The organism is Mesorhizobium sp. LHD-90 (genome assembly GCF_030929505.1).
Classification (GTDB): domain Bacteria; phylum Pseudomonadota; class Alphaproteobacteria; order Rhizobiales; family Rhizobiaceae; genus Kumtagia.
Window position 1 is genome coordinate 313,440 of the sequence record NZ_JAVFVV010000004.1, and the last position, 13,259, is coordinate 326,698.

The window sequence follows — 13,259 nt, forward strand, 5'->3', positions numbered from 1 at the left end:
TTCTCCTGATATTCTGTCCGGTCAGGCCATCACGGCCTGCAAATAACGAGTGTCCGCGCTTCCGGTGCTCGCATCGTTGGCGGCAACCGCCAGGCTGTTGGGGATTTCGTGGGCGCATTCTGTACCCGGCCGCGCCAGTTTTCGCCTGAGCAGCGATTCAGTGCGGATGCGCGGCTGGAACAGGCCGAGCGCGACCATGCGGCCGGTCAGCCCGAACTCCTCGCCATGGGTGGCGAGCCGCCGGCCGACGCCGGCCCAGAAGGCGGTCTCGTCCAGGCCGTAGCAGTGATGCAGGAGGTGAGTGATCTCGGCCAGATTGTAGACGAACAGCGCGTCCATCACGAGTTCGCCGAGCAGTTCGACGCTCTCCATCCAGTAGAATTCGTTCGGCGCGGCGTCGTGATAGGCGGGATTGAGCGCGACAAAATCCGGAACCTTTTCGGGCTCGCGCAGGAAATCCGGCACGTATTCGACGCTGTCGTGGAAATCGCGCATCGCGAGCCCCACCGGCCAGCCGTCGCGATGGATGAGGATGAGGTTCTGGCCGTGGCATTCGGTGGCGATGCCGTGGGCGGCGAGCAGATGGCAGACCGGCAGGACCACCGTCTCGATAAGTTGCGAGGCCCATCGCTCCAGGCCGTAGCGGCCGATCCAGTCAGCGACAAAAGGCCGGCCGTCGCTTTCGACTATCATCAGCGCATTGAGCGGCACGGCGGCCTCGCCGGGCGACAGATAGATGCTCACGTCCTCGCGCCAGATGGCGGCGATCTGGCCGGCGAGCGGGCCGTCGCGGCCGGCGATCGTGCCGGCATATTCGCCGAGGATTCTTATTGGAAACCGCCCGGAAAGGACCGGATCGCCGGCGACGAGTTCCTTCAGCCACAAACTGATCGGCGGGGCGCTGCACACCGAATGCGGCTCGACGATGCGCATGGCCGACGAGTTGATCAGGTTCATCGGCAGCTTGACGTTGGCCTGCCCGGGGCGGTCGCTGTTGAACAGCGTGCGCACCGACTGGCTGGCAGCGTAGCGGTCGCCGGCGAAGCCGAGGAAGAAGGCCGAGCCCTCCGCCAGCCAGACCGACAGGTGCGAACCTTGCAAGGCCTTCCACTGCCAGGGATGCAGCGGCATCAGCCCGAAATTTTTCGCGGCGTCGCCGCAGGCGGCGCGGCGGGAGTCGAGTAGTGCAAAGGTTTCCGCGCCGAGTTCGCGTTCCCAGAATGCCTGTTCCTCGGCCGGCAAGGCGGAATGCAGCCTCTCGGGTGCTACCGCCAGCCAGGCGAGCTGAAAAGTGTTGCCGGCCTCAGGCCCGTAGGCGGCGTGGTCGTCGAGATCGAAGCCGGTGCGCGCCTTGAAACAGGGGTGATAGGGGTGGCCTTCGTCGAGCGCGCTGTCGAGTTGCGCATGAGGCAGATGCCGGCGCGGCCGGCGGGCAAGATTGCCGTCGTTCCAGGTGGCGAGCGCCAGCGTGCGGTCGAGTTCCATCGCCAATTGCCGCCGGCGCTCCGGATCGGCGTCGAGGCTGGCGACAAGATCGTCCAGCGTGGCCGCAACCCAATCTTGGCTGCGACGGCATTGCAGCGTCGCGGGCTCGATCCTGATGCGCCCGAAAGCGCCGGCAAAACCCTCGCAGCTTATGTCCACGCCGTTGCAACGCCAGGTGAAACGGTGCGATCCGCCGATAGGCGTCGCCGTGCAGTCGACCAGCCCTTCGAAAATCATCGCCTCGGCCAGCCGGCGCATCACGCTGCGCCCGGCCGTGCCATCCGTGTCACGAGGCAAGGGCATGGATCGTCTCGGCGGCCACAAACAGCCCGGCGCGGCTCAGAGGGTTGGGGAAATGCGTGTAGATGGTGGTGCCGCCGGGGGCCAGTTCGTCGACATCCTGCAGCCGGATCGCCAGATTGGCTTTGGCGGTGATGTTGGGCCGGTCCAGCAGGCTTTTGGCGAATTCGCCGCCGGCACCTGAAAGTTCGGCGGCAAGCCTGTTCAGCCGGTCGCGCAGCATGGCGAGCAGTTCGGCCTCGCTCGCCAGCCCGTCATGGCCGGCCCGCGCGACGACGGAGAAGATCTGGTTGACGACGAGGTAGTAGGCGAAGCGTTCGCGGATCTCGCGGTCGTCGAAAAACAGGCCGCGCACCTGCTCGAGTTCCGGCACGAGGTCGCACCAGCGCGCCCTGAAGGAGTTGGAAAGATAAAACCCCTGGCTGTCGCGGTAGAGATAGCGGCTGGGGAACCCGCTGTGCGACAGGTCGAGCAGGCTGTTCTGCTGGTGCGCTTCCAGTGCGACGCCGAACCGGTCGTAGAGCCTGACCAGCGGGTCGAGCACGCAGTCGAGGTAACGGGCGAACCACAGCCGGCAAGCCTGCCGAAGCGGCAGACGGTGGTCGCTGGCGATGCGTTGGATCAGGCTTTCGAACATCGAGCGGCGGCCGGGCAGCGGCTCGGCCGTCAGCGCGGAGACGGTGACGACCGGATCGTCGGCGCCGAGTGGGCTTTCCCGGAAAATGACCTCGAAACCGCTCTCGGCCTGTCCGAGTAGGTCGATCGTGACGTAGGCGCTATCGTGCAGGAAGCCGAGGCGCGGATCGACGCCATCGATGCCGGCGCGCGCGAACAGCCGCGCCACGGCTACGCCGGCCTCCAGTTCATGACGGCGGTTGACGCGTTTGGAGTTGGTGATGTGCACCGGCAGCGAGAATTTCGGCATCCAGGGGACATCCGGCGAATAGACGGTGCGGACCGACGACGTGGCCGTGAACAGCGGACCTGCCGGGCCGAGCCGGCGGAGATCGCCGGACGCCAGCAGCGCCCGTATCGAAGGCTCCAGTATCAGCGCCTCGGCCTGCAGCGGATGCATCGGCACTACGGCTTCGCCGTCGCGGATGGCGAGCCCGCCCGCGTCGTCTCCGAGCAGCGAGTCGATGATGGATGATACCGGCTCGCCGGCCGAGTCGGCGCGGACCAGAGTGTCAGCGGCCGCGAACCAGGTGAGCTGGAAAGAACCGCGCAGTTCCGGCGCATAAACGTCCTGCTGCCAGTTGGTCATGCCTTGCAGGCTTTTCGGCGTCGGGTGCAGCGGATGCCCGAAATACAGCGACTGTTCGGCTGCGAGGAAGCCGGCGGGCGGCAAAGTCTTGTCCCCGGCGGCGTCGAGATAACGTTTTGTCGCCTGGCAGCTCTGGAGAATGCGTTCAAGCAGCTCGACGTCGGCCTGCCGATGTGTCGGAGAGACGGTTTCGCGGGCGCCCAGCACCATGAGATGGATGGCCAGCAGCGGCTCGATCTCGCGCCAGCCGGCCTCATGCCGCATCCAGATGCGGCCGAACAGGTGCATGCCGCAGAGCGACCGGGATTTGATCTCGATGCGCAGCACGGTGCCGCGCGAGAGCAAGGGAAGCTCCACGCAGTCGCAGTTGCGGTCGCCGATGCGGTGGAACACCGGGATTCCGGGATCGAGCTCCCGCAAATAGCTGTTGGCGAAGCTTCGAAAGGTCGCCTGCTCTGCCGCGATCTGGTTTCTGTCGATCATTGCGCGAACGTCTCTCATGCGGAGGCCATGCGGGCTCCGCTCTCCAATCGTCTATGGCTATGAGGACGCCGCGCGTGAGGGGACGGCCCCTACTGCGGCCGCGGCTAAAAGTTAACTACGATTGTCATGTTATCGCAGTCGCGTATCGGGATCAACCTCTTGTCGGCGGATATCGATGCGGTCGTCAGTCCGTTGCCTTGCGCACGTCGAACACGTCGGTCAGGGTCACCGAGCGGAAGTCGGAAACCAGGATCGTGACCTTCACCACCCAAAAACCGTCGAGCGGCAGCAGGTAGCCGTCGGCGTGGTAGACGCCATCGGCGGCGGCCACGGCGTCCTTGGTGAACGGGCCGATGCCGTAGGACGGCTTGCCGAGCTCGACGCTGACGCCGAGCGGTTTTCGCGGCTTGCCGCCGACCGTGATCTCCGTCACCTCGATGCGAGCGGGCCCGGCGATCGGCGGGTGGATCGACAGGAGCGCTGTGACGTCACCGTTGGTCGCCTGCACGGACTGGACCTCGAAGCGGGCGGGATCGGGGGCAACCGCGCGCGGCGGCGGCGTGAAGCGCCACAGGCCGAGCACGCCGATGACGGCAATACCGAGCACGATCTCGGCAGCGATGTTTTGCGACAGGTGGCGTTTGGCAACTTTGTCGCCGGCGGTGGCTGGCCGCGTCAGCAGGTAGCGGTTGACCGTGGCAAGCAGCAGCATGACGGCAACTAGCGCGAGCTTGACGAGCAGCACGCGGCCGTAATCGCTGGAAATCAGCGCCGCCGGCGTCTGGACCTGGACGACAGCGATGATCGCGCCGCTGACCAACAGCGCGGCGATCACGGCCGGGATGGTTTTCGAGAACCACGCAAGCGGGCGAACAGCCTCGGCGCCGCCGCGCGCCAACGCCACGCCCAGCGGCGCCAGCGCGCCCAGCCAGAGCAGCACGGCGACCGCATGCACGAAGACGGCGGGGGCCATCAGCCAGCGCGGCGGCGCGGAAGCGGCATGGCCGGCAGCCGCGAAGGCGAAACCGGCGGCGAGCAGCGCCAGCGCGGAAATCAAAAGGGCGGTGCGGGACGGGTTGATCTGCAGGGACGCGAAGGCGAGCAGCAACGCGGTTGCCGCCAGCAGCGTGGCGCGGCCATAACTCGTTGCCCACAGTCCGGCCTTCCAGCTTTCCATCTCAAAGGCCGCCGCGAACGGGGCACCCAGTGCATCGAGCCCTTGCAGCGGCACCAGCACGATGGCGCCGATCAGCCCGGCCAAGAGGGCGGCGGAGACCAGGGGTGTCGGTTCCGGTGACGAAGCAGCGTGCGCCAAGGATCGGAAAACCGCGCCGCCGACGCCGAACACCAGTCCGGCAATGACGAGAAAGCGCGCCGCCCAGAGGCCGATGCGGACCGAAAGGTCGGCTTGCTCCGTGGCGCCAGGCGCCGTCGCGCTGGCCGCGCCGATGGAAAACAGCAGACCGCCGCCGATCGGATGTCCGTCGGACGAGGCGACGCGCCACGACAGGATATGCGTGCCCTGGCCGAGGCCAGCGGGCAGCGTCAGCACGACGGTCGTGCCCTTCGTGCCGATGTCGGCCAGCACCCGCGTGCTGCCGCCGGGCTCGGTCAGCCGCGCCACCAGCGGCCGCACCGGTTCGGAAAATTTCAGCGTCAGCGTCGGCGGCTCCTGCGGCAGCACCGCGCCGTCCGGCGGATCGGAGGCGATGAGTTGCGCATGGGCGAGCGCCTGTCCGGCCGCGCCGACAAACAGAACGGCGGCGAGGAGGATCGCCGCCGTCAGGCTTCTCAGAAAGCTGGCGTGCATTTGGTCAGGGAACGACCTTCACCGAGGGCGCAGGGAACTTCAGGTCGTCAGACGAACCGCCGGAGACGGGCACCTCGATCCAGCGCTCCACGCCTGTCTCGCATTGCTGGACGATCGGAATGAAGAGGTCGCTGCCCTTCGCCGAGGCGTCGACCTTGGCGCGGAAGACGAACTCGTCGTAGTGGGCATCTTCCAGCCTGCCGCCCGACCAGGAAATCTCCTTGATCGCCGCGCCGTGAGCGTCCGCATGTGCGTCGTGCCCGGCTTGCGTCGATCCCGTCGTCTCGGTATCGGCGCGAAGAATGTCGAGCGTCCAGCCCGGCTTGGGCTGCGGTTTGGCGTCGCCGAGCTGCTCGGGAACGGAGATGCGGACGGCGACGGTCGGCGAGCCGGCGCAGCCATGCGGCACGCGCAGCACGAATTTCGCCGTGGCGCCGGCCTTGACCTCCTTGCCTTCGAAGGTGATGTGCGCCGCCGCCGGCTGCGTGAGGCCGGCGCCGGCAACGGCGAGCAATATCCGCCAGAGGTTGGTGTATCGTTTGGTCATCGACAATTCCTTCGGTGGGAGAACTACCAGGTGGCGGCGAGGCCGAGATGGCCGAGCGCCTCGCGGCGCAGCTCGGCGAGTTTCGGGTCGCCGCGATGGCGGGGATAGGGCAGGTCGACGGCGATGTCGGCGACAATGCGCGCCGGGCGCGGCCCGAACACCAGCACACGCTGGGTGAGGAACAGAGCCTCCTCGACATCGTGGGTGACCAGAAGCGCGGTCAACCCTGCCTCCTGCCACAGTTTGACGATCTCGCCCTGCATGGTGAGGCGGGTGAGCGAATCCAGCTTGCCGAGCGGCTCGTCGAGCAGCAGCAGCCTCGGCTCGTTGACCAGCGCGCGGGCAAGCGCCACGCGCTGCGCCATGCCGCCGGAAAGCTGGTGCGGATAGGCCTTTTCGAAGCCGGAAAGACCGACTAGTTGCACCGCATTGTCGACGCGGTGACGGGCGCTTCTCAATATGCCCTGCGCCTCCAGTCCGAGCGCGACATTGTCCCAGACGGTGCGCCACGGGAACAGCGTCGGGTCCTGGAAGACGAGGATGCGCGACGGGTCGGGATCGCCGACCGATTCTCCATCGACCTTGACCGTGCCGTCGGTCGGATGGTCGAGCCCGGCGAGCAGTCGCAGCAAGGTCGACTTGCCGCAGCCGGAGGGTCCGATCAGCGAGACGAAGGAGCCGGGCTCCACCGAGAAGCTGACATTGTCGAGAACGGGGAGAGGCGCGCCCTTCAACTCGAACTGATGCGAGACGTTTTCCAGGTCGATCTGCTGGCCGGTGACGGTCGTTTCCGCCGCCTGTTTGAGGGCGAGTGCTACCATCTGACGAGGCCTTTCTGCCAGGAGAGCGTCCAGTCGCGCAGGCGGAACAGTATGGTGATGAGGCTGGAGCACATCAGCGCCATGACCAGCAGCGCGGCATACATGTTGTTGTAGGCGGCCCAGCCCTGCGCCCATTGCAGATACCAGCCGAGCCCAGCCTTGACGCCCAGCATTTCGGCCACGACGAGCACGGCAAACGAGGTGCCAAGGCCCATGAACAGGCCGACGAAGACATGCGGCAAGGCGGCCGGAACCGCGACCTTGAGAATCAGGAAAGAAGGTTTGGCGCCGAGCGTCCTGGCGATGTCGTAGTAGTCGCGGTTGACGCTGGCGATGCCCGACCAGGTCAGGATCGTCACCGGGAAGGCGGTGGCGAGCGCGATCAGGAACACGCTGGCCGAGCCGCTGGTCGGGAAGATGAAGAAGGCGAGCGGCAGCCAGGCGGTCGCGGGCAGGGGGCCGATCAGCCTCAGCACCGGATGCACCCAATAACTCGCCGCCTGCGACCAGCCGATAGTGACGCCGGTCAGGACGCCTGCCAGCGCGCCGATGAGATAACCCTTGACGAGCAGCAGCACCGAATACCAGATGCTGATGCCGAGCCGGCTCCAGTCATCCAGGAACACTTCCAGAATGCTCTGCGGCGAGGAGAAGAACGGCACCGGCAGCCAGCCGGTCTTGGCCGTCACCACCTCCCAGACGGCGAGAAGCGCGGCCGCCGCGATGAACCAGGGCCCGTAGTAGCGGACCGTGTCGGAGACCGCGCCGAACAGCCGGCCGGTCGCCGCCACCACGACCAGCACGGCGGCGATCGCCAGCGCTATGCCGGCCAGTTCGCGTCCGTAGGGCTGGGGGATGATTTCCGGCCACAGTTCGATCAGCGCGGCGACGCCGATCCACCCGGCGGCAGCCACGAGGCCGAGCGGCCAGACAGCGGTCCAGCTCCATCCGGTCGTTCGGAAGGAACCATGGGCGCGCTCGGAGAGCGCCGGGTCGATCGATGCCATATCAGCCTCCTTACGCCGTCAGCACGTCCGCATAGACGCGGTCGGCGAACTGCTGCGGATCGGTCGAATGCTTGAACACCTGCACGTCGCGCAGCTCCTGCGCGTAGAGTGCGATCTCGGTGCGAAGGTCGGCGCCGGTCGGGTTGTGGCCGTGCGTCTGGTCCTTCAGCACGCCGACGAGATCGGCGACCGTCTTGTCCTTCGGCGCTTGCGGCAGGAAGGCCTCCGCCGCCAGTTCCGGCTTGGCGACGGTGAGGTCCTGTGCTTCCAGCAGGGCGCGGGTCAGCGCCGTCGCGGTCGGCAGGTCGTCGCGGATCAGGCTGCCGCGCAGGCCGACGATGCAGCAGACGCGGTTCTCGAAGCCGTGGTCGAGGTTGGAGGCAATCTGGATGTATTTGGGGTCCTGCAGCCAGAAATAGGCTTTCGGATCGCCGTCGGCGATGGCGTGGATCTCGCCCTTGTCGGCCGCCAGTTGCAGCAGTTCGCCCGGATATTGCCGCCATTCGACGTCGGCAACCGGGTCGAGCCCTTCCTTGTGCAGCAGGATCGAGAAAAAATTCTTGCCGGGGCTGGCGAGGTCGGAAATGCCGATCGTCTTGCCCTTGAGCTCGGTGAGCTTGGTGATGCCGGTCGATTTGAGCGCGACGAGACGCGAGCAGCCGCCATGCGTGCCGGCGGTGATCTTGACGTCGAAACCCTGCTCCAGCGCTTTCAGCCAGCGCAGCGCCATGCCGACGCCACCGTCGGCCTTGCCGGTGGCGATGGCTTCCAGCAGCGCCTCGGTCGAGGCGCCGAAGTTCACCAGCTCGACTTCCAGCCCGTATTTGGTGAAGATGCCGTGCTGCTGGGCGACGAACACCGGAGCCAGGCAGATGGCGGTGGCGTTGGTGGCGAACTTCACCTTCTTCAGCTCGGTGGCCGGTGCGGCAGCCTGCGCAAACAGGCTGGTGGCTGAAATCGCGCCCAGCGGCGCGGCAAGGCCGAGCGCGCCGGCGGTCTTGAGGAAGGCGCGGCGGTCGATGCCCGCGGCAAGGTCGCTTCCGGTCGCGAGGGGATTGCGGATGCTCCAATTCATCTGTCTCTCCTGGGTTCGGAAATGTCTGGGTGGATAAGGGCGCTGCGTTATTCGGCGGCTTCGGCGTGGCGCACGCCGTTGTCGCGTTCGGCGACAAGCGCGCGGACACGCGGAATGAGGTCGCGGCCGTAGTGGAAGGCGTCCTCCAGCGGGTCGAAGCCGCGGATCAGGAAGGTGGTGATGCCGAGGTCGTAGTAGTCGAGCATGGCCTCGGCGACCTGGTCCGGCGTGCCGACCAGGGAGGTCGAGTTGCCGCTGGCGCCGGTCAGCGCGGCGATCTCGGTCCACAGCCGCTTGTCGAGGCGCGCACCTTGCGCCGCGGCCGCCAACAGGCGGCGCGAGCCCTCGTTTGCCGGCTGATGGGCGGGGCTGTTGCCCTTGATCAGCCTTTCGCTGCTGGCGCGCAGCGCCTTGGCGCGTTCGAGGATGCGGCCGGCCTTCGCCCAAGCTTCTTCCTCGGTATCGGCCAGGATCGGACGCAGCGACAGCGAGAAGCGCGGCGATCGGCCATTGGGAGCGGCCGCTTCACGCACGCGGCGGATCGATTCCCCCACCTGCGCAAGCGTTTCGCCCCACAGCGCGTAGATGTCGGCGTGCTTGCCGGCGACTGCGATGGCCGCCTCGGAGGAGCCGCCGAAATAGACCGGGATGCCGTCCGGCCCCTGCGGCTTGACCTCGGAGAAGGCGCTGGTGACGCGGTAATACTTGCCCTCGTAGTCGAAGGGTTTTGCGCTCGTCCACTCCTGCCGGACGATGTCGAGATATTCGCTGGTGCGCTCGTAGCGCTCATCCTTGGTGAGATGGTCGCCGTCCTGCGCCAGCTCCCGGTCATTGCCGCCGGTGATGATGTGGACGGAGATGCGCCCGTCGCTCAAATGGTCGAGCGTGGCCAGTTGGCGCGCGGCGAGCGTCGGCGCGGTGAAGCCCGGCCGGTGGGCGATCATCAGCTTCAGGTTCCGCGTGCGTTCCGTCACATGCTGGGCGACCAGGATGCTTTCCGGCGAGGTCGAATGGAAAGCCAGCAGCACCCGGTCGAAACCGCCATTCTCATGGATGGCAGCGGCGGCCGCAATATGATCGCGGTCGATGACCGGCCCGCTACGGGCGATCGTTTCGGAAGCGTTGTGGTTGCCGATGTATCCGATGAATTCGACTGGCATGGGAACTCCGTCTTTTGCTGGTCAGAGGCCGAGGGCGAGCTTGCCGGCGCCGGTGCGCACGGTGTCCTCCTGTGGGGAGTGGATGCGGCCGCACAGAACGTCGCGGTGATGACGCTCAAGCGGGTTGTTGCGCGAGACGCCGTGGTTGCCGGTAAGTTTCAGTGCCTTCTCGACGGCAGCGATGGCGTTTTCGGTGGTGACGACCTTGATCAGGCCGGCTTCGGTCAGGCTGAAGGGACGGCCCTCGTCGAAGTCGCGAGCGGCGGAGCGGATCAGCCGCCTGTTGACCGCCAGCAGTTCCTCGATCTCGCCCACCGCCTGATGGATGCGTGGGACCGTCGCCAGCGGGGCGCCGAGATTGGTCGGCACACGAGCCTTGAGGAAGCCGACCAGCCAGTCGCGCGCGGCCTCGGCGACACCCGTGTAGAGCGCGCCCGGAAGCGTGCCGAGCCAGGCGGCCTGGCCCTCGCCGCGCGCGTCCCACTCCGAAGGCAGGCGGATGTCGGCGGCGTGGTCGAGCGGCACCCGCACATCGTCGAGCACCGCGTCATGGCTACCGGTCGCGCGCATGCCGAGAGGGTTCCATGTGCGCTCGACCGTGAGGCCGGGCGCGCCGGCGGGAACGAGGAAGGCGCCGACGCGGGGCTCCGCCTCGTCGGTCCTTGCCCAGACGATCGCCCAGGTCAGGCCCTCGATGCCGGTCGAGTAGATTTTGCGGCCGCTGATCGACCAGCCATCGGCGGTGCGGCGCGCGGTCGTGGCCGGGAGGCCACCGCGGACCGGCGTGCCGAGTTCGGGTTCGACGCGGAGCGCGTTGACGAGCGCGCCGCTGTCGATCGCGTCGCCGATCACCCGTCGCGCCAGATGCTGGGGCCAGCGTCCCTTCGGCAGGGTCGCCAGGTTGATGTACTGCATGATCAGGATCAGCGCGGTCGATGGTTCGCCGCGCGCGATGATGCGGATGACCTCGGCGGCATCGGCAAGCCCCACGCCCGGTCCGCCAAGCTCGACCGGCGCCGTCAGCCCCAACAGGCCGGCCTCGTGCAGCAGGCGGAAGTTGTCGCGCGGAAAGTCGGTCGCCGCGTCCACCTCGGCCGCCGAGCGGGCAAGGACTTCCGCGACATCAGTCGCGATCTGGACAGGATCGTGCGAGCGGTCCTGCCTGGTGCGAATTGATGTGACGGTCATGTCGGGTCTCCCTTGACGCGCAAAGATGCTCATTCGGCCGCGATCGGGGCGCGTTGCGCCGCGGCGACAAAGGGAGCGAGTTCGGCCACGGCCTGGCGCGCCCTTTGCCGGATCGGCTCGGCGGCAGGCTGGTAGTCGGTGAAATCGCGATCGGCGGCATAGATGGCGCTGGGCAGCGCATGCGCCTGGAAGAAGCCGAACAGCGGCCGCAACTGGTGTTCGACGATCAGCGCATGGCGGTCGCCGCCGCCGGTGGCTGTGAGGATCACCGGCGTTCCCAGCAAGGCCCCGGGGTCGATAAGGTCGATCACATGCTTGAACAGGCCGGTGTAGCTGCCCTTGTAGGTCGGCGTGCCGACGACCAGCACGTCGGCCTCGGCGATGTCGCGCAGGATTGCCTGCGCCTTGATATCCAGGTCGCCGGCGCGGCGCGCATTGCCCAGCGACGGGCCGAAGTCGGCAACGTCGTAGACGCTGGCGACCAAGCCGTAGCGCTGTGCGGCCAGATCGGCGACCAGATCGACCAGGGCCCGCGACCGTGACGGCTTGTTGAAGCTACCGGCGAACCCGACCAGTTTGCGAAGCGCCATGCGACTACCTTTCAGCGTGTACCCGTCCCGCCGCTTCGGTGCCCGGCTGGACGGGGAACATAATGTCTACTATATCTGTAGAAATTGCCGTGAAGAGAGCGGCACGTTCTGAAACCGCCCCCGTTCCGGGAAAATCATGCTTTTCCGGAGCAGATTCGTGGAAGAGCGGCTGTCGATTTCCTTGTGAGAGATGCAGCGTATTCCGCTTGAAATCTCCGCATATGTGGAAGATTTCGCAATTTAATTCCTCGATCGAACGAACACGCCGTCTATCCTTGCTCGCGCGCGGATTGCGGATTGTCGAACCGCGCGCCAGCAAGGAGACGAAACGTGACCGAACAGATTTCCCTCAACCAGACGCTCGCCGATTTTCAGGCGAAGCGTGCCCTCGCCATGCCGGCCGACAAGCTGAAGATCAGTGTCGACCAGCGCCGAACCCTGGTCGAAACGGCGGACCGGAACGGCTTCGTAAAGGCCGGCGACGTGGTCGCGCCGTTCGAAGTCGAGGAGGTCGGCGGGGAAACGCTGTCGCTCGGCGCGCTAGTCAAGGACGGCCCGGCGGTGCTGATCTTCTTCCGCTTTGCCGGATGTCCGGCCTGCAATGTCGCGCTTCCCTACTACGACAAACATCTGGCGCCGGACCTGGCGCGGCTCGGCGCCGTGCTCGTCGGTGTCAGCCCGCAAGTTCCGGAGAAACTGGTCGAGATCAAGCAGCGGCACGATCTAAGCTTCCTCGTCGCCACCGACCGCGACAACCGGCTCGGCCGCCGTTTCGGCATCCTCTATTCGTTCGACGAGGCGTCGCGGCGTTCTTCGCTGGAAAGCGGCACGCCGATCGGCGAGGTCACCGGAACGGGGACCTGGGAACTGCCGATGCCCGCCGTGGTCGTCATCGACCGTTCGGGCACGGTCCGCTTCGCCGACGTCAGCCCCGACTGGCTTGTGCGGACCGAGCCGCTCGACATCATCGCCGCCGTTCGTGATATCATGCGCGCCGCCGCAGCCTGACAACCGAGCGAATCCGATGTCCAGCGATCACAGCCACGACCACCACCATGACCATTCGGCGCCTATCGACTGGCGCGACAATGGTGTCAAAGTCATACCGGGCAACTCACTCGACCCGAACACGGCGCAGACGCCGGGCATGAACCGTGCCACCGCCGTCAATGCGGCGCGCGCGGGCGCCGAGAAGATCTGGGCGGGCACGGTGACCATCCACGCCAACGCCAAGACCGGCGCGCATCACCACGGCGACCTCGAAAGCATCATCTACGTGGTCAAGGGCAAGGCGCGGATGCGCTGGGGCGAACATCTCGAATATGTCGCCGAGGCCGGCCCGGGCGACTTCATCTATGTGCCGCCTTATGTGCCGCACCAGGAGATCAACGCCAGCCGCGACGAGACGCTGGAATGCGTGCTCGTGCGCTCCGGGCAGGACCCAGTCGTGGTCAATCTCGACATCGAGCCTGTCGAAGCGCCGGAGGAGGTGCTTTGGAAGGACCCTATCCACCGGTAGGAATCTTGTC

At 66.6% G+C, this 13,259-nt stretch carries 12 protein-coding genes; 2 read left to right on the forward strand and 10 right to left on the reverse strand.

Annotated features, from left to right (window positions below):
• Positions 1 to 21: 21 nt before the first annotated feature.
• The 10 genes from RB623_RS07445 to msuE all read right to left on the reverse strand — a co-directional run bounded on the left by RB623_RS07445 (position 22) and on the right by msuE (position 11,730).
• Complete coding sequence (locus RB623_RS07445) at positions 22 to 1,788, reverse strand: IucA/IucC family protein (protein ID WP_308056142.1); 1,767 nt, start codon at positions 1,786 to 1,788, stop codon at positions 22 to 24.
• Positions 1,772 to 3,532: an IucA/IucC family protein gene (locus RB623_RS07450; RefSeq protein WP_308056143.1), complete on the reverse strand. Its 1,761-nt coding sequence runs from the start codon at positions 3,530 to 3,532 to the stop codon at positions 1,772 to 1,774. The genes RB623_RS07445 and RB623_RS07450 overlap by 17 nt, the downstream gene beginning before the upstream one ends.
• A 184-nt stretch (positions 3,533 to 3,716) precedes the next feature.
• Positions 3,717 to 5,342 carry a CopD family protein gene (locus RB623_RS07455; protein ID WP_308056144.1) on the reverse strand — a complete coding sequence of 542 codons (1,626 nt, stop codon included), beginning with the start codon at positions 5,340 to 5,342 and terminating at the stop codon, positions 3,717 to 3,719.
• 4 nt (positions 5,343 to 5,346) lie between these two features.
• Complete coding sequence (locus RB623_RS07460; protein ID WP_308056145.1) at positions 5,347 to 5,889, reverse strand: DUF1775 domain-containing protein; 543 nt, start codon at positions 5,887 to 5,889, stop codon at positions 5,347 to 5,349.
• 23 nt (positions 5,890 to 5,912) lie between these two features.
• A complete protein-coding gene (locus RB623_RS07465; protein ID WP_308056146.1) occupies positions 5,913 to 6,710 on the reverse strand; it encodes an ABC transporter ATP-binding protein in 798 nt (265 codons plus the stop codon).
• The gene (locus RB623_RS07470) at positions 6,704 to 7,717 is read right to left on the reverse strand and encodes an ABC transporter permease subunit (protein WP_308056147.1); all 1,014 of its coding nucleotides are present in this window, start codon (positions 7,715 to 7,717) and stop codon (positions 6,704 to 6,706) included. The genes RB623_RS07465 and RB623_RS07470 overlap by 7 nt, the downstream gene beginning before the upstream one ends.
• 10 nt (positions 7,718 to 7,727) lie before the next feature.
• Positions 7,728 to 8,792 (reverse strand): ABC transporter substrate-binding protein, encoded by a 1,065-nt coding sequence (locus RB623_RS07475; protein WP_308056148.1) that lies wholly within the window; start codon positions 8,790 to 8,792, stop codon positions 7,728 to 7,730.
• 47 nt (positions 8,793 to 8,839) lie between these two features.
• Entirely contained in the window at positions 8,840 to 9,952 is a 1,113-nt protein-coding gene (locus RB623_RS07480; protein WP_308056149.1) for an LLM class flavin-dependent oxidoreductase, read from the reverse strand.
• Between the two features lie 21 nt (positions 9,953 to 9,973).
• On the reverse strand, positions 9,974 to 11,140 hold the full coding sequence (locus RB623_RS07485) for an acyl-CoA dehydrogenase family protein (protein WP_308056150.1): 1,167 nt from the start codon (positions 11,138 to 11,140) through the stop codon (positions 9,974 to 9,976).
• A 29-nt stretch (positions 11,141 to 11,169) separates the two neighbouring features.
• Complete coding sequence (msuE, locus tag RB623_RS07490; protein ID WP_308056151.1) at positions 11,170 to 11,730, reverse strand: FMN reductase; 561 nt, start codon at positions 11,728 to 11,730, stop codon at positions 11,170 to 11,172.
• A 330-nt stretch (positions 11,731 to 12,060) separates the two neighbouring features.
• On the opposite strand from msuE, the gene RB623_RS07495 reads away from it, so the two are divergent.
• Positions 12,061 to 12,738 (forward strand): peroxiredoxin-like family protein, encoded by a 678-nt coding sequence (locus tag RB623_RS07495; RefSeq protein WP_308056152.1) that lies wholly within the window; start codon positions 12,061 to 12,063, stop codon positions 12,736 to 12,738.
• Positions 12,739 to 12,754: 16 nt separating this feature from the next.
• Positions 12,755 to 13,249, forward strand: coding sequence for a cupin domain-containing protein (locus RB623_RS07500; protein WP_308056153.1), 495 nt, complete (start codon positions 12,755 to 12,757; stop codon positions 13,247 to 13,249).
• Positions 13,250 to 13,259: the final 10 nt, after the last annotated feature.